At 47.9% G+C, this 17,444-nt stretch carries 15 protein-coding genes and 1 pseudogene; 11 read left to right on the forward strand and 5 right to left on the reverse strand.

What is annotated here, in order from left to right; genetic code table 11:
• From IMQ48_RS06200 to IMQ48_RS06250, 11 genes are all read left to right on the forward strand, one after another.
• On the forward strand, window positions 1–1,305 hold a 1,305-nt coding region (locus IMQ48_RS06200), incomplete at its 5' end, for an undecaprenyl-phosphate glucose phosphotransferase (protein ID WP_196208315.1).
• Window positions 1,295–2,581, forward strand: coding sequence for an outer membrane beta-barrel protein (locus tag IMQ48_RS06205; protein ID WP_196208316.1), 1,287 nt, complete (start codon window positions 1,295–1,297; stop codon window positions 2,579–2,581). The genes IMQ48_RS06200 and IMQ48_RS06205, both read left to right, overlap by 11 nt.
• A 1-nt stretch (window position 2,582) precedes the next feature.
• Window positions 2,583–3,140, forward strand: a complete 558-nt coding sequence (locus tag IMQ48_RS06210; protein ID WP_196208317.1) for a polysaccharide biosynthesis/export family protein — start codon at window positions 2,583–2,585, stop codon at window positions 3,138–3,140.
• 2 nt (window positions 3,141–3,142) lie between these two features.
• The gene (locus IMQ48_RS06215) at window positions 3,143–5,272 is read left to right on the forward strand and encodes a tyrosine-protein kinase domain-containing protein (protein ID WP_196208318.1); all 2,130 of its coding nucleotides are present in this window, start codon (window positions 3,143–3,145) and stop codon (window positions 5,270–5,272) included.
• Window positions 5,269–6,480 carry a lipopolysaccharide biosynthesis protein gene (locus IMQ48_RS06220; RefSeq protein WP_196208319.1) on the forward strand — a complete coding sequence of 404 codons (1,212 nt, stop codon included), beginning with the start codon at window positions 5,269–5,271 and terminating at the stop codon, window positions 6,478–6,480. Before IMQ48_RS06215 ends, IMQ48_RS06220 begins: the two co-directional genes overlap by 4 nt.
• Window positions 6,477–7,859 (forward strand): capsular biosynthesis protein, encoded by a 1,383-nt coding sequence (locus tag IMQ48_RS06225; RefSeq protein ID WP_196208320.1) that lies wholly within the window; start codon window positions 6,477–6,479, stop codon window positions 7,857–7,859. Before IMQ48_RS06220 ends, IMQ48_RS06225 begins: the two co-directional genes overlap by 4 nt.
• Entirely contained in the window at window positions 7,852–8,841 is a 990-nt protein-coding gene (locus IMQ48_RS06230) for a glycosyltransferase family 2 protein (protein ID WP_196208321.1), read from the forward strand. The genes IMQ48_RS06225 and IMQ48_RS06230 overlap by 8 nt, the downstream gene beginning before the upstream one ends.
• A gap of 14 nt (window positions 8,842–8,855) precedes the next feature.
• Window positions 8,856–10,067: a glycosyltransferase family 4 protein gene (locus tag IMQ48_RS06235; protein WP_196208322.1), complete on the forward strand. Its 1,212-nt coding sequence runs from the start codon at window positions 8,856–8,858 to the stop codon at window positions 10,065–10,067.
• 1 nt (window position 10,068) lies between these two features.
• The gene (locus IMQ48_RS06240) at window positions 10,069–11,181 is read left to right on the forward strand and encodes a glycosyltransferase family 4 protein (RefSeq protein WP_196208323.1); all 1,113 of its coding nucleotides are present in this window, start codon (window positions 10,069–10,071) and stop codon (window positions 11,179–11,181) included.
• Window positions 11,182–11,183: 2 nt separating this feature from the next.
• Window positions 11,184–11,591 carry a hypothetical protein gene (locus IMQ48_RS06245; RefSeq protein WP_196208324.1) on the forward strand — a complete coding sequence of 136 codons (408 nt, stop codon included), beginning with the start codon at window positions 11,184–11,186 and terminating at the stop codon, window positions 11,589–11,591.
• A gap of 31 nt (window positions 11,592–11,622) precedes the next feature.
• Window positions 11,623–13,014: a DUF4832 domain-containing protein gene (locus IMQ48_RS06250; protein WP_196208325.1), complete on the forward strand. Its 1,392-nt coding sequence runs from the start codon at window positions 11,623–11,625 to the stop codon at window positions 13,012–13,014.
• Between the two features lie 46 nt (window positions 13,015–13,060).
• On the opposite strand, the gene galE is transcribed toward IMQ48_RS06250, so the two are convergent.
• The 5 genes and pseudogenes from galE to IMQ48_RS22995 form a co-directional block, all read right to left on the reverse strand.
• Entirely contained in the window at window positions 13,061–14,077 is a 1,017-nt protein-coding gene (gene galE, locus IMQ48_RS06255; protein WP_196208326.1) for a UDP-glucose 4-epimerase GalE, read from the reverse strand.
• A 68-nt stretch (window positions 14,078–14,145) separates the two neighbouring features.
• Window positions 14,146–15,084 carry a hypothetical protein gene (locus tag IMQ48_RS06260; protein WP_196208327.1) on the reverse strand — a complete coding sequence of 313 codons (939 nt, stop codon included), beginning with the start codon at window positions 15,082–15,084 and terminating at the stop codon, window positions 14,146–14,148.
• A gap of 170 nt (window positions 15,085–15,254) precedes the next feature.
• Window positions 15,255–15,890, reverse strand: coding sequence for a carbonic anhydrase (locus IMQ48_RS06265; RefSeq protein ID WP_196208328.1), 636 nt, complete (start codon window positions 15,888–15,890; stop codon window positions 15,255–15,257).
• A gap of 155 nt (window positions 15,891–16,045) precedes the next feature.
• Complete coding sequence (locus tag IMQ48_RS06270) at window positions 16,046–17,218, reverse strand: MalY/PatB family protein (protein ID WP_196208329.1); 1,173 nt, start codon at window positions 17,216–17,218, stop codon at window positions 16,046–16,048.
• Window positions 17,219–17,297: 79 nt separating this feature from the next.
• A pseudogene (locus IMQ48_RS22995) lies at window positions 17,298–17,444 on the reverse strand (Na+/H+ antiporter NhaC); the annotation flags it as partial.

Genomic DNA, 17,444 nt, shown 5'->3' on the forward strand with positions numbered 1-17,444 from the left:
ATGCTGCCGTTTTCGACGATTGCAATCCTCAGTGTGATCTTCTCACTTCTGTTTTTGTTGTTTGCTGAATACACCAAAATGTACCAGCAGAAGATCAAAACTATTAGCCTGCGTAGCCAAAAGAGACTGCTGTCGTGTATCCTGCTGGCTATTCTCTGTAACGAATGGGTCCGCACGGCTATTGCAGAACCTCAGTCGCTAGGGTACTTAAATTCGCTGGATCCGCCTTTTTGTTCAGCTATTGTCATTTGGTATTTTATTCCGTTACCTGTTCTTTATTTTATTCGTTATTTCATTTTTAAATACTCAGCCAAGAAACATATTCGCGTTGCTGTTATTGGCCTGACCGAGAATGGTCTGGCGGCGGAAAATGCGTTGACTACGGAATATGCCAACATCAAATTAGATCTGGCGTTTTATGATGAGCGCAGTCCAGAACGTTGTGGCGATGTGGTTGATAAAATAAAAAGCCCCTTTCGCGGTTCGGTCATTAATTTAGTTGAAGAAGCCAAAAATGGGAATATAGATGAAATCTATATTGCGCTACCGATGGTGGCGTTGGAACGCATTCGTCATTTTTTGTCGATGATGTCTGATACTACGGTTGATACCTATATTGTGCCTGACTTTTATACCTACAGTAACAATATGTCCAAGCTGCGCTCGATCCACAATCTGCAAACCATCGGCATCTTTAGCTCGCCGTTTGAAGGTGCAGGATCGTTTATTAAACGAGCAGAGGATCTGGTGCTCGGCAGTCTCATTATGGTGATGATCTCCTCACTGATGTTAGCCATCGCCGTTGGGATCAAACTCACCTCGCGCGGACCAGTATTTTTCAAACAAGACAGGTATGGTCTGAGCGGGCAAAAAATTAAGGTCTGGAAGTTTCGCTCAATGCGGGTGATGGAGAATTCTGACACCGTTATTCAGGCTACGAAGAACGATCCACGCGTGACGAAATTCGGCAGTTTTTTACGCCGCACCTCGCTCGATGAGTTACCGCAATTTATTAATGTATTGCAGGGCAGTATGTCGATTGTCGGTCCCAGACCACATGCGGTTACGCATAATGAGCAGTATCGCAAGCAGGTCGAAAATTACATGATCCGCCATAAAGTGAAGCCAGGAATCACCGGACTCGCGCAGATTAACGGATTTCGTGGGGAAATCGATGCGCTCTATAAGATGGAAAAAAGAGTCCAGTATGACATTGAATATATTCAGAACTGGTCATTATGGCTGGATATAAAAATTATTATTAAAACCATTTTCAAAGGATTTGTCGGTAAGAATGCATACTAAAATACTCGTTATTACCGGGATCGTGATATCGCAGTCCGCATGGGCTGATCTGACACCGAAATCACACATTGGCTTTGCGGGGATCGATTTCCAGGGCAAGGTTGCGGTGGATTATGGTTATGATGATAACGTGACATATCAGCCACATAACCGCGATGCGAAAGGTTCCGCATTTCAGAGTGCTGCGCCCGTACTGAGTATGATCGGCGAGCGCGGTCAGGATACGTATTTGCTGATGTATTCGGGGGATTATCGGCACTATTCCAGCGATTCCGCGGATAACTACAACGATCATTTTTTCCGTTTTAACGGTGCCTGGCGTTACGGGCGAATGCACGGCTTAACCCTGAATCTGGAAGATTCTCTGGGACATGAAGATCGTGGTCGCGATATTACAGAAGGCTTTCTGCCGAGCCAGTTTCGCCAGTATGGAATAACCTCCCCGCTATCGACAAATTTTATCAACAGTGAGTTGCGCTACAGTTACGGTGCGCCAGATGGGCGCGGGAAAGCGGAACTGGCGTTGTTATACAAAAAGCTGACGTTCGGTAATACGTCGGATGTTCAGGATACCAGTGAAGATTTTTACACCTACATTCAGCAGCAGGAATGGCATGAAAATAGCCTGGTAGCAGAAATTTTTGACCAGTACACGTCGAGAACGCGTTTTCGCTATAGTTTTATTACTAACCAGCGTCATTACGATAACAACTCAGAAAAAGACAGTAATGAATACTATTTTCTTTACGGCCTGAAATCGCAGTTGACGGGTAAAACCAATGTCGACATGAATATTTCATGGTTGTACAAAACATTTGAAAACGATCCAAACTCGCATGATTTTAATGGTCTAAACTGGGATATAAAAGGGGAGTGGAAGCCGTTACAGCAATCTGTTTTCACTGTGCGGACGTCACAAAGTATTAAAGACCCATCGGAGGTTGGTGGCTATATTTTAGTGACCGAATATGGGATTTCTTACCAGCATTTTTGGTTGGGTAATCGTTTTTCTACCCTCCTCGACTATGCCTACACCATGGAAGATTATAAAAAACAGAACAAGGATCGACATGATAAAAATGGTGTATTTAGCGTAACCGTGAGCTATGACTACACGCCATCTGTTAATTTTGCAATTAAATATCAGTTAGATACATTGAATTCTAATAAGGATACTGACTCGTTTTATATCGGTCCCAACGACAATCAGGAAGTCATCAGAACGCTAGGTTATGATAATTCTATGATTATGCTTACAGCTAAGGTTCAGATCTAAAATGAAAATAATAGAACTGTGCGCGTTTTTTCTATTTAGTATCCTGTTGGTCGGATGCGCAACGTCCAGGCCACCATTAACGGACGATCCTACTGTGAGCTCAGAGGATTACCGTCTTGGTGCGGGGGATACGGTCAATATTGTGGTTTATGGCGAACCCGAGATGACCATGAGATTTATCGTCGATAAAAGTGGAACCATCAATTTCCCTTATATTGGCGCGCTCGTATTAAAAGAGAAAACACCAGACCAGGTGACAGCAGAATTAACGCAACGCCTGCGTAATGGATATATGGTCAATCCCATGGTGACGGTCAGCGTCGCTGAATTCCGTAAATATTACGTATCAGGCGAAGTGAAAAGCCCTAATGCTTTCGCGTATGAGCCGGGGCTTACCGTGGAGAAAGCGATTGCTCAGGCGGGAGGATTTACCGATCGCGCTGACCGCAAAGATATCAATATTCGCCAGGCGGGCAGTCATCTACTGCTGGAGAATGTGGATTTAACGCACTCGGTGCGTCCAGGCGACGTCGTGATCATTGGCATGGGGTTCTTCTAACGATGAAACTATCTATAGTGGAAAACGGCAAAAAACGAGAAAACGCAGTAGAACTCTTCCGTTTTGCCAAAGAACTTAAAAAGAATGCCTGGAAAATCGCGCTGGCCGGAATTATCGCCGGGGTGGTGGCGTATCCCTTGATCAGCATGATGTCAGCAAAGTATGTCTCGACGGCAACGGTGCTGATCAAGGCACAAGCCGATAATGTTTCGCCATTTCCGCAGGTTGATGGGTTTGATTCAACGCGTAGCGGGTATTACGAAACGCAATATGCGCTGATGCAGTCACGCATTATCCTCGAACAGGCGGTACGCGATCTTAAGCTTGATGAAAATCCCGACTTTACAGGCGTTAAATCGGCGACGGCCGTGACTCATAGCGTTGAAAATCAGCAACAGAGAGTTGATCAAGCGCTGAAGACCTTGTCACAAAACCTGAAAGTCATCGGTATTCGTACGACCAATCTGGCTTCTATTTCCTATGAGTCAACCTCACCGCAGCAATCGGCTGAGATAGCCAATGGCGTCGCGCAGGCTTTTATCAACTACACGGTCGAGCAAAAGCGGCAGAAAGTGGAGAATGCGAAAGCGCTGAACGCTGACAAGATGGCAGAGGTTCAGACGTCCATCGTGAAGCAAAAAGAGGAGATGGATGACTATCTGAAAAATGCCGGGTTATTAACCTTCCGCGGTATTGATGGTTTTGAAACCGAGCAGCTTAGCATCGTGACTAACCGTCTGGCCGATGCGACCCAGCGCCGGGTTGCCGCAGAATCTGTCTATAACGAGGTGAATGGGGGAAGGAAGTCACTGGATAGTATTATCTCTTTGCCCTCGGTGTCTAACCATGCCCAGATTCAGGACTTACGTATCGCCTTAATTCAGGCGCAGCGTGCGTTGTCCGAACAGCGAAAAGTATATGGGCCGAAAAACGCCGCCATCTTAAAAGCAGAAGCCGATGTGCAGTCGATCCAAAATCAAACCGGGCGGGTGCTGAGTGAACTGAAAGTCGGCTTACGCCAGCAATATCTGGCCGCGCTGGCAGACGAAACAAATTATCAGCAACAGTTGGTGCAGCAGAAAGACATCTTCCAGAAAATGGCGTCAAAACGGGATATCTACAACAGCCAAAAACTGTCGTTGGATAAGATGGAAGATCTGTATAAAACCCTTTATCAGCGGACCCAAGAGCTGTCGCTGTCCGGAGTCAATGCAGATGCCGTGCTGTACGATCCTGCGGTGCCCCCGTTAAAACCGGCAAAACCGAATAAGTCGTTGCTGTTGGTGATGGTGGTCCTGATGGCGGTGGTGTTTAGCATCATGTACTTCATTGTCAAAGCGGCAATGGATAATTCCATTCGTAGCCTGAGTCGTATGAGCAAACGCCTTAATCTTGTACCGCTGGGGGAAATCCGCCGGTTTAGCGGGATAACCGGGCGGGCGCAGGTTCGGGATATGATTTTGAAGAACCCGCTGAATGCCGACATTATTCACGGTATCCGCACTCGGATAATGCTGGATAGCCGGCCCTTACAGACGGTTGCTGTGGCGTCTACCGGGCACGGTGAAGGGCGCTCTCTGCTGGCCAATTTGCTGGCGAGCTCATTCAGTTTTGATCAGAAAACGCTGCTCATTGATGCCGATTTCTTTAATAACGATGGCCTGACGAATGAGCTTGCCACACCGGCATCTGCGGGCATGGCGGAGCTGCTACGTGGCGAGATCGTGCTGGAGAACGCGCGGATTACGATACATGAGAATCTTGATTTTATTCCGCGTGGTAAGCCCACCATCTCCTCTTTACTGATGCTGTCGTCGGAAAATGTAGAGCCCTTGATGCGCGAGCTGAAGTCGCGCTATCAGCGCATTATTATTGATGTGGCGGCGGTGAATCAGAGCCAGGATATTCAATTGATTAAGCGAGCCGCCGACGGGGTTATTTTCATCGTGAAAGCCGGTGTGGGGACGGCACAGACGATTGCCAGCGCGCTGGATAAGATTGAGGAGAATCAGGGCGTGGTGATTGGCGCTGTGCTGAACGGGGTGGAAGAAAAAAACCTTGAAATGCAGGAAGGGCTGCGTTCACTGAACTTCAGCACTGACCAACTGATGACGACGCCAGGTCGCGTATGAGCTTACTGAAGAGCGCGTCGACGATAGCTGGCTCATCAATCATTTCGCAGTTGATTGGTGCGCTGTCTATCTGGTTGATCTCACACAAGTATGACATGGCCGAGGTCGGGCTGTACGCGCTCAACTACAGTATTGCGGTGGTGGGAGCTCAGGTTTGTACCTTTGCCTCACAGCTGCTAATTCCTAAGCAGCATGACGACAGTCTCGCGCAAAATGTGGTGTTTTGTCTGCTGCAAAGTACGCTGATTGCGTTGCCGTACGCCGTATTGACCGCGTGGTTGTTTCATCAGAATATCCTGTTTCTCTATTTGCTGACGCTCTCTACGGCGTGGGCGTTAATCTCAGAGAATTTATCTCTGCGCACGGCCAATTTTTATTTTCTGATTTTTCAGCGTATCTCAGTTTCGGTGGTGGTGGTGCTCTCAGTACTGCTCACGCATCAGGTACAGACCTTTTACTGGTCGTGGGCGTGCGCGATGATATTGCTGACATCGAGCTGTATTTTGCATTCGTTTGATATCCGTTCGGTGACGTCCGGGCATCTGCGTCCAATGAATAATTGGCGGTTCTTTAAGGATAATATTCATCACATCAGCAAAGTCGGCAGCGCTGAGGTGCTGGCGATGGCCAGCAGCAATTTACCGATTATGCTGATTAACTTCTGGTTTTCGGCGCTGACGGCGGGCTATTTTTCCGTCGTCAGTCGGTTCTGTCTGGCACCGGTGGTGATCATCGGCAATGCGGTGCGCAATACCATTTTCTCCAAGTGGTCTATTGATTTCAGAAATAACACCTTTAATTATCAGGAATATACGAAGGTGCGTTTGCTGCTTTTAATCCTCGGGGTGGTTTGTACTCTCGGGGTGTTTATTTTCTATCCCATCGTGATGCGGCTGGGGTTTAGTGAGGACTGGATTAACTCCATTGAGACATCCCGCTATATGCTGCCTTATTTGTTCCCGGCGCTGGCGATCAGCCCACTCACGGTAATTGAGCTTATTTTTGGTTCCCATCGCTATTTTTTGCGTATTCAGCTCGAACAGCTGGCGATTGTGCTCGTCGCTTTTGTGGTGGTGCCCTATTTTTATAAAGACTATGCCACGTCAGTCATCTTGTTTTCTGCGCTGACATTTATTCGCTATGGGTTCATTTATTTAAAAATGAACCAGCGTGCTAATCTTTTGAAAGACAAGCCGGTGATATTATGACTCTGAATACCGGATATTATTTACAGGCCTGTACCTTTATCACGCTGATCCTGTGTGGACTGGTGCAATATTTTACCGGCATGCAGTCGGTGCTGTGGATCCCGTTTTTCCTGACGCTGCTGATGGTGGGGTTAATGGTGATGCAAACGCGTGAGAGCCCGCTGCATCTGGATGCTCAGGAGACCATTATTCTTGCGCTGTATTTCTCTTTTCTGCTGCTGGCAGGGGCTTCAACCCTGCTGCAGGGCGGAATAACCGTCGCGATTGTGGCCTTTAAAAACGAGATAGCATTGTCGCTGGTGATGATCTGTTTGCTGCTGGGATTCTGCCGGGAATCACAGATTTATCGGGCAACACGCTATCTGTATTGGGTGTTTTACGCGCAAGTACCGGTGATGATTTATCAGGTATTACTGGTGGTTCCCCAGCGCGTGGCTCAGCGCGGCGAAGAGGAAAAATGGGACTCGGTGGTCGGGACCTTCGGCGGCGACCCAATGGGCGGCGGTAATACGGCGGCAATGGGGCTATTTTGCTTGCTGATTATGTTGCTTAAGCTCTCGGAATATAAACACGGGCTGACGACGTTTAAATCGATGGCGCTGCATATTATTCTTGGATTTGGGCTGTGTATTATTGGTGAAGTGAAGTTTGTCATTCTACTTTCACCGCTGTTCCTGGCCTGGGTGTGGGTTTCGCCGAGCTATGTTAAAGACGTCAGTAAAATAAACCTCAAAATGTTATTGATGATTGTCGTGAGTATGCTGGTGCTTATCGGCCTGTCGATGGTGATTCTGGCCTGGTATTATTCCTCGGCTTTTGGTGGCGATCCAACCAAAAGCGCTCTCAGCGTTTTTATCGATTCACTGAGCTATATCTTTGATCCTAACTACATCATGTCGACCGGTGAACTGGGCCGCTTCACAACATTTTTGTTCTGGCTTAAAAATAACGATCTGTGGGGACTGTCCGGTACGCTATTTGGCTACGGCCTGAATGCGACGAACAGTGGAAGTTCGGTGTCACCTGGATTTTTGAATATTGTCTATAACCTGATCCTGGACTCCACGTCGCTGAGTATGCTGCTGTGGGAAATTGGCGTGATTGGCACGCTGCTGTTTATCGGTCTGTTTATTTATATTCTAAAAGTGTGTCAGCCAAAACCGGTATTGGCGCTTGAACAACTGGATCCACAGGACCTGCAACTGTTGAGCTTTGCGCCAGCGTATAACGCTTTTGCGATCGCGTGTTTAGTGAGCTTACCTTATAGCCAAATCCTGATGATAACGCCAATGCTGCAGTTCCTGTTTTATTTGTCCCTCGGGTCAAGCTTAGTGATTCGTCGCACCGTTCTTCGCAGCGCAGGAGGAGGGTATGGATAATATCCCGTTTATCTCGGTGAGTATTAAAACGCTCAACGAAGCGAAAGGTATTGAGAAAACCATCGACAGCATTCGCCGACAGCTGGTGGGATATCCGCATAAAATTATTGTGGCCGATAGCCTGTCGACAGATAGCACCCAGCAACTGGCTGTGAATAAAGGGGTGACGGTAGTGTCATTAACGGAGCCGGGCGATCGCTGCTGCGGTGTCGGACACCAGTTGGGCTACCTTTATAGCGAAGGCGAGTACCTGCTGTTGATGGACGGAGATATGGCGCTGGAAGACGGATTTGTCGATCGGGCCGTTGCCTTTTTACAGGCGCACGAAGAGTATGCCGGCGTGGCGGGAACCGTCGAAATGGATGATGCCGTGAACTATGAGTTCAAATCCCGTAAACAGCGAATTAACCAGATCTATCCCGTGGGTGATTGTGACCATTTAGGCGGCGGCGGGCTGTATCGTCGTGCGGCGATTGAAAAGATTGGCTATCTGACCAACCGGAATTTGCACGCCTATGAAGAGGCCGAGCTGGGGCTGCGATTAACCGATGCCGGCTACAAACTACGTCGTCTGGATATCCCTTATTTTAGCCATACATCACACACCCTGCCGACCTTCAAGATGCTGAAACATCGCTGGTTAAGCGGCTATTACCAGGCGCCGGGAGAGCTGTTGCGCTGTAGCTGGGGTACACTGTATTTTGTACGCGCCCTCAAGATGGTCAAAAATGAGGCGGTATTTGCGCTGTACCTGCTTATCCTGTTTGCCGCACTGGTCACCGTCAACGGCAGCGTTATTACCCTCGTGTTGCTGCCATTACAGGCGTTCACACTGTGGAAAATTGTGCAAAATCGCTCACTCAGTGATGGGGTTCAAAGTGTCATTAATATGATTGTCCGTTCCGCGGGATTGCTTAAAGGGAGTCTTAATCCGGTACGCGATCCGCTGACTCCGCCCAACAGTAAAATCATTCAACAATAAAAAGGGCCGGTATAATGAAAATTTTATTGGTTAACAAGTTTTTCTTTATTAAGGGTGGGGCGGAAACGGTTTATTTTCAGGAGCGCGAAATGCTGAAAAAGGCCGGCATACAGGTGGTTGATTTTTCGATGCAGCATGAGAAAAATTTCCCCTCGGAGTATGCGGATTTTTTTGTCAAAAATATTGATTACCATACAGACAGTAACCTGTTAGGCGGTATTAGAACGGCGGTTAGCTTTATTCATAACGCCGAAGCCTGTCGAAAAATGCAGATCTTGCTGCAAAAAGAACGCCCGGATATCGTTCATTTCCATAATATTTATCATCAGTTGACGCCGGCGTTGATTAAAGTCGCGCGCGATTTTGGCTGTAAAACGGTGCTGACCGCCCACGACTATAAAATTGTCTGCCCTTCATACTCTATGCTGCGCGACGGGAAAGTGTGCGATGCCTGTATTACTGGGACCGTCTTCAATGCCTCCAGATACCGCTGTCAGGAAGGGTCTGCGGCCAGGAGTTTACTGCTCTCTTTAGAGGCTACCTGGCAATACATTGCACAAAATTATCAGGCGCTGGATGTGATCGTGTCCCCCAGCGCATTTTTACGCGGCATTTTGCTACGTGTGCTGCCGCATTCGCGTATCGATGTCATCGTCAATGGCGTAGATGACAGCCGGCCCGTGGAGACGACTGGCGATGAAGGTTATATGCTGTACTTTGGCCGCCTGAGCCGTGAAAAGGGGGTGGCAACGTTGCTGGCCGCTCACCAGAAAATGCGCAACCCGGTGGCGCTGAAAATTGTCGGTCATGGCCCGTTACATGACGAGTTGATTGCCCAATATCCGGACGTGGAGTTTTTAGGCTATGTGCAACAAGGGGAAGCCCTGGACCAGCTGATCAAACATGCCCGGGCGGTGATCCTGCCTTCAGAGTGTTATGAAAACTGTTCGATGGCGGTGTTAGAGGCAATGTCATTAGGCAAGCCGGTCATTGGCTCACGCATTGGCGGGATCCCTGAACAAATTCGTGATGGTGTTGAAGGAATTTTATTTACGCCGGGCAATGCGCAGGCGTTGGCAGAGGCGATGGATTCGCTGGTTGAAGACCCGGAGAAAGCACGGGTAATGGGCATCAATGGACGTCAACGGCTGAGTGAAAAATATGCGCTCAGCAGGCATATGGAAACGTTGCAGGCATTGTATAAAGAACTACTGGGCAGGCCATAATATGCGTAAAAAAATAACGGTATTTGGCACGCGTGGGATTCCTGATGTATTAGGTGGGGTGGAAACGCACTGCCAACATCTTTATCCAGAAATTAAACGGCTATGCGATGTTGATATTTGTGTGATTGCTCGCTCGCCGTACGTGAATTACACCCGCTCATCGTATAAGAATGTCGAAACCCATGCGCTGTGGGCACCTAAAAAACGTTCACTGGAAGCAATTGTCCATTCCGTTTTAGCCGCGTTCAGCACCTGTTTTGATCGCTCGACTATCGTACACGTCCACGCTATTGGTCCAGGTTTGGTGGTTCCGTTATTGCGATTACTGGGTAAGAAGGTGGTTTTCACCCATCATGGACCTGACTACGACCGCCAGAAATGGGGGTATATGGCAAAGAAAATATTATTGATCGGTGAGCGCTGGGCGGTGAAATATGCCAGTGAAGTGATTGTGATTTCTGAGGTTATCAATCAGCTTATCCAGAAAAAGTATGGTCGCTATGATGCGCATTTAATTCATAATGGCGTGAACGCACCGCGAGCATTATCAGAACATACCCTTCACCAGACGTTATCGCGTTATGGTCTCCAGCCGAAAAACTATCTTGTGGTGGTGGGGCGATTCGTGGAAGAAAAAGGTATGCATGATGCCATTTCAGCCTACCAACAAAGTGGTTTGACGATGCCATTAGTGTTAATTGGCGATGCGGATCACCCGACCGAATACAGTATTCGCCTCAAACAGCAGGCTGCTGATACGCCAGGCGTGGTGATGACCGGATTTTTACGCGGCGATGAGCTGCAGGCGGTGTTTTCGCAGGCAAAACTGTTTGTCATGCCGTCGTATCATGAGGGGTTGCCGATAGCGCTGCTGGAGGCCATGTCATTTTCGCTGCCTGCGGTGGTGAGCGATATTCCGGCGAATCTGGAGGTAAAGTTACCCACAGAGGCGTATTTTCAGGTGGGTAATCTGGCGAGTCTGGCCGGGAAAATGGCTAGATGGGCGACAGCAAAGAGCGTTGACTATAGTGTATATTTGCAAAACTATAACTGGCATGAAATCGCCAGACAAACAGTCAACGTCTATCACGCTATTGATAAAAATATAGGTTAATTTTGCCCAACTCTCAGAACCGACCGCCCATCGTTGAACGATTCTATGATGTGCTTGATCCACAGATATCACAGCAATTAACTCAGGAACAAAAGGACGGGGTAGAGAAAGCGGTGCTTGCCGTTTCTCTGGGGTCGAGACACGCGATCGATTTTCGTAGAAGCTTTCCTTTTTTCGGTAAGCGCTTTTACCTGGTCTTTTTGTTTGGCAGGGATTTACGTCATTGGCACCGCAAGGAATCGACGCTATCCAATATCCTGATCGCGTTGTTACTGCTGTTTGTTGTGCTGTTTGTTACCTGCTGCGTATTACTGACGCTGTACATGATCAAATCAGCGTTGGGTATTGATGTATTCCAGAATTTTCACGTGGGCATTTGGGACTGGTGGCTAAGTCTGAAAGATCGCTAGCGTTTACCAACCGGTGGAGGGCGTTACTGCGATGAAGAGTCAATGGGGTTCTGCACTTTTGTGTCTGTTGTGTCCGCTAGCGGCAATGGCTGAATTAACCACCGTCACCCCCAAGGCTGTGAATGGCCCGCTGACGAACCCTGGAATGGGAGTGGCCAGTTTTCATCAGGGTTATGGCGAAACGCCAGGCCTGGCGGATTACCCCAATACCGGGTTTGAATATGAACGCTTCTACTGGCGGGAACTGGAGCCTGTGGAAGGCCGGTATAATTTTGCGCTGGTTGATGATGCCTTCAAATATGCGGCGGCGCATCGGCCCGCGATGAACGTGGGGCTGCGGTTTATGGCCCTTGCGGAGCCGGAAAGCGGCTCGCAGATCCCCGACTGGCTGATTAAAAAAGGGGTGAAAGGAAAATGGACACCCGATCATAAAACCTTTATCCCGGATCTCGACGATCCCCTGTTTATTGCCTATAGCCAACGTCTGCTGAACGCATTTGGCAAGCGCTACGATGGTAATCAGAACCTGGCGTTTGTCGATATTGGCATGGTGGGATCGTGGGGAGAATGGCATAACAGCAACTTTCCGACGCTGAAACCATTGCTGGAAAGATACACCACAGCTCAATTGGATCGCTACGTCGATATGCACTTTGCTGCATTTCCCGTAACGCCAAAAATTATGTTGATGAGTGGTGGGCAAAGCCTGGCCAATGCGGTGGCGCGAGGGGCTGGATGGCGCGCGGACTGCTGGGGCGACCTGCGTGTGTTTTCCAATGACTGGAATCACATGGCAGATGATTACCCGCAACGATTGCTGGCTGCGCAGAAAAGTTATTCCGGGTTAAACGATGCCTGGAAACGATCGCCGGTGAGTCTGGAAATTTGTTCGTATATGCTGGACTGGAAGAACCTTTTTCATTATACGCGCGCAGAGGTGCAGGGGATTTTTGACTGGGCGGTGAAGCATCATGCCAGTACCATCAACCTGAAATCGCGAACGGTGCCCAGTGAGTATCGGCCGATTGTCGATGATGCGCTGACCAGACTGGGCTATCGCTTTCGTCTGGCCTCTCTGAGCCATGAGTCAGTATGGGAAAATGGTCGTAGCCTGGCGCTGATCGGTACCTGGTACAATGACGGCGTTGCGCCGATTTACCTTCCTTACACCCTGTCATTTCGTATTATTAATGATGCTAACAATGTTGTTGCTCAGGGGAATTCACCGGAAGACATTCGTTGCTGGCTGCCGGGCCAACATCAGCTGAATTATCAACTCCCTATGCCCGGTGCGTTACCGAGAGGAAAATACGCCATTGAAGTGGCGATCGTCGATAAATCGGGCGCTGCAAGAATAAATTTTGCCAATGAAGGGAAGCAGAGCAGCGGCTGGTATCGAGTGTCGTCGATTACGGCTCGTTAGCCATTAGCAACAATGAGCCTGCGGGCAGGCTCATTGTTGATGGGTGTTAAGCGTGATAACCATCAGGATTATTTTTCTGCCAGTTCCAGCTGTCGCGCATCATGTCATCAAGCGTGTAGATAGCCTGCCAGCCCAGTTCTTCGCGCGCCAGCGACGGGTCTGACCAACACTCGGCGATGTCCCCTGGTCTTCTCGCGACTATTTGATATTTAATTTTCCGTTGAACCGCTTTTTCAAAGGCGGCAATAAGATCCATCACCGAATAGCCGATGCCGGTACCGAGGTTAATCGCCTTATACGCTGAACCTTTATTCTGGCCATCCAAAGCCGCTAAATGACCGGTTGCCAGATCCATCACGTGAATATAATCACGTACCCCTGTGCCATCCGGGGTCGGGTAGTCATTGCCAAACACCGACACGGTTTCAAGTTTGCCAATCGCAACCTGAGAAATATAGGGAACCAGGTTATTGGGAATACCGTTCGGATCTTCACCAATTCGGCCTGAGGGATGGGCGCCGACGGGGTTAAAATAGCGTAGGCAGGTGATGCGAAACTCAGGGTGTGCGCGTGAAAAATCCGCCAGAATCTGTTCGACCATTAATTTGGAGGTGCCATACGGATTCGTGGTGCCTCCGGTACGTGATTGTTCGCTGAGTGGCACGCATTCTGGATCACCGTAGACCGTTGCGGAAGAACTGAAGATCAGGCTGTGCACACCCGCAGTCAACATCTCACTCAGTAAAACCAGCGTCCCCGTGACATTGTTATCATAATACGCGAGTGGCTCTTTTATAGACTCTGAAACTGATTTTAACCCTGCAAAATGAATAACATCACTAATATCATGGCGTGAAAAAATCGTTTTTAACGCTTCTCTGCCCAGGATGTCGGCGATATAAATAATGGGTTCTTTGCCGGTGAGTTCTGCGACCCGATGTAATGATGTTTGCGAGGCATTCGAGAGATTATCGATGACCACGACCTCATCACCCCTCTCCAGAAGCGTCAAAACGGTATGTGAACCAATATAACCTGCGCCACCAGTGACAAGTATTGCCATACAGCCTCCAGAGAAAGTCTTATGAAAAAGATTTTTGACTCACCAAGGCCACGGCTATAAATACAGTGCTATGAGTGGCGTCGGGTAAGAGATAAAATTCTGAATTTCACCATGCACTTATAAGATATTTTTTTGAGTATCGATAAAAAACTAAACGTATTTATTTTGCTGTCGTAGACAAGATAGTTATTCGTGAAGTTTAAGGTATGTACACCGTCGCTTTGGTTGATGGTTGCATTGACCTGTGCAATTAGCTTTTCATCAAAAGAAAATGCGTTTAGCGTGACTAATTCTTTGATGTAAATAGATTTCCCATAGGTTTCCGGGGTGCATTCCTGAGTGAGGAAGTACATTTTGCTGTCAATGTTATGAGGGGCACCCGCACCTCGTTGATGCAGGTTGCTCAACTGCAAGGTGGGCGTGATTTTCCGCCACGGACCGCTCACGTGCTCGGCAGTATGGATCATCAGCTCATTATTCATTGTCGTTGATAACAGATAACAAGCACCATTGAGTGAAAAAAACACGTTATCTGTTAATGCCACGCCCGAGATTAAAACTTTTATCGCCTTCCAGCGTTGTGGGAAATCTACGCACTGGAATAATGTAACCTCTTTTCTTTCAGATGATTCAGGGATCATAAAAAGCTGGTCATGTACCTCAAATATAAAAGGAAAGGATAAATGACATTTTAGATAATCAAAGCCGTCGAGTTTCACATCATCAAGTTCTGCTAAGTCGGCATCAAGTATACGGCAGCGCAGTATTCCTCTTGAGTTGCGAAAACTTAATGCTTCATAAAAGATATAAACTTTATTATTTCTCTCAATGATGAAAGGATCGGCCTGAAAGGTATATTTCTTTTTTAGCTGCCGCGCCGGAGTACGATTCAGGATATCTAGCGTGTTAGTGGGAAAAGTATGCGAAGCATTGTCCTTAATAATCATGATGTCCCACGACTCATGATAAAATAACATATTTATTATTCTTTTATATTTGGTTTGCATTCGCAGCGGTTCCTTTTGTTGCTTCAATTCACTGGGGAGACCTATACGGCAACATTAACGGTTAGTTTAAAAGCTAGTCGCAAGCGTGTTTTTTGTCCACTTACGGAACGAGTGGCGGGGGGAGGGGACGGTGTGACGTTGCCAGAGCATCCTTGCTCCAGATGAAGATTTTACTCGAAATGCACCTGCGGATTTTCGGCCAGTGAAACGTACGTTTTGCTGTTTTTATCTAGCGTACGGATCTCACCGCTTTCAATGTCGTACACCCAACCGTGCAGGCGCAGCGCATTATTACGCAGTCCGACAGCGACAGATGGATGCGTTTTAATATTATTTAGTTGAGCGATAACGTTCTCTTCCACCATGGCATTAACTTTATCGATTTCGTTATCCCAGGTTTTCTTGTCGACTACTGCTTTCGCGGCATCGGCATAGTGCAACCAGTGGGCGACCGCAGGCATCGGATCCAGACTCTGGCTTTCAGCAATTGCTTTCATTGCGCCGCAGTTGGAGTGACCACAGATAACGATATCCGTTACGCCTAACGCGACCACTGCGTATTCGATGGTGGCAGATACACCGCCAGGTTCTGGGCCAAAAGAAGGGACGATATTGCCCGCGTTGCGGATAACGAAAAGCTGCCCTGGCTCTTGCTGTGTAACCAGTTCAGGTACCAGACGACTGTCCGAGCAGGAGATGAAAAGCGCTTTAGGATTCTGGCTGGAAGCCAGGCTGCGAAAGAGTTCCTTACGTTGAGGGAAAATCTCTTTTTGGAAGTTGAGGAAGCCCTCAATGATATGTTGCATAGCAGTGTCTCTTTTCTCTGTTTAAGCAGGTTATGATGAAGATCACACTTTCCAGTTTAACACCCGCAGACAGAAGAGGAAGTATTTATAGCCGTTCACGGAATATCTTTGAGTTATTTTGCCCTGACTTAGCAGGGCAAGTATTGGGTATAGCGCTACGCACCCAGCCTCTTCTGGTATGCCTCTTTTAGCCTGTCCATGGCCTCCTCCAGCACGGTTCGCGGACAGCCTACGTTTAATCGCATGTGGCCTTCTCCGGCTGGACCATATTGAGAACCTGGCGACAGGCCAAGCCGGGCATCATGGACAAAAAAAGCGCTCAGTTGCTCATCGCTGAGGCCCATTTTTTCAGCATTCAGAAACAACAGGTAGGATGCGCCACCATACACAACCGAGATCAAGGGGCAGTGCTTTTCAATTTCACCTTTCACATACGCTATATTATCAGCCAGATAGGCTAATAATTTCTGGTGCCAGTCGCTGCAGTGAGTATAGGCACTGTAGATGGCCGCCTGCTGTAGAGAATGGGTCTCGGCAAGGTAGCAGTTATCAAGAAAATGATAGAACCGCTCGCGCAGTTCATCATTCTTAATAATAGCAATTCCGCCTTGTATCGCCGCGGTATTAAAGGTTTTGCTGATAGAGGCAAGTACGATTGACTGACTGTTTAACCCATCATTGAGGGTGAAAAATGGGTGGTGTGTCTTACCGGGTAAGGTCAGATCGCAGTGAACTTCATCCGCGATCACGATGACGCCCGCGTCGTGACAATAGTCACTTATTCTTTCAAGTGTCTCGCGATGCCATACCATCCCGCCGGGATTATGCGGAGAAGGAAAAAGAAACATTTTGCATGTTTTAAGTTTCTCGCTGAAATCATGCCAGTCAAATTCGTAACCCCCATCCTTCTCGATTAGGCGGGTTTGAACCAGATTTCTGTCGCAGGTTTTGACCAGATTGGGGTAGGGGTCATATATTGGGCTACAGGTCAATATATTGTCCCCTGAACGGGTGAGAGCCATCAATGATAGTACGATAGTTTTGATGACCCCTGGAACAAAATGCACCCAGTCCCCCTGAACGGAGCTGCCATATTGTTGTGCGTACCAATGAATAACCGCTTCTTTCCACTGTGGGTAATCCAGGTTATAGCCCTGAACGGGTTGTTCAATAACAGCGCGTAGCGTATTCAGAATGGGTTCTGGTGTGGCAAAATCCATATCTGCAATCCACAGCGGTAATACATCATTAGTGCCGTACATCTGTTGTAATTGCCCGTACTTGCGACAATTAGCATCCCTTGTGACAATATCGTCAAATAAAGACATTGCTGACTCCTGGCAGGTCTCTAAAAATAAAATTTAAGTAACGAAAAATTAGCGAAGTCTATTTATGCACAGAACGTGGCTAGGATTTTTGTTCAACTCTGTACTCAGCGTCGTCATTAGGTTCATATTTAGCGATGCCAATACCCGTTGCCGCCCACAGCAATGCAAAGATGACCCCGCTGTAGCATAAGATTGCCCAGGGTAAATAATCGAGGGTGGCGACGCC

The organism is Citrobacter sp. Res13-Sevr-PEB04-36, from assembly GCF_015672735.1.
GTDB lineage: Bacteria > Pseudomonadota > Gammaproteobacteria > Enterobacterales > Enterobacteriaceae > Citrobacter.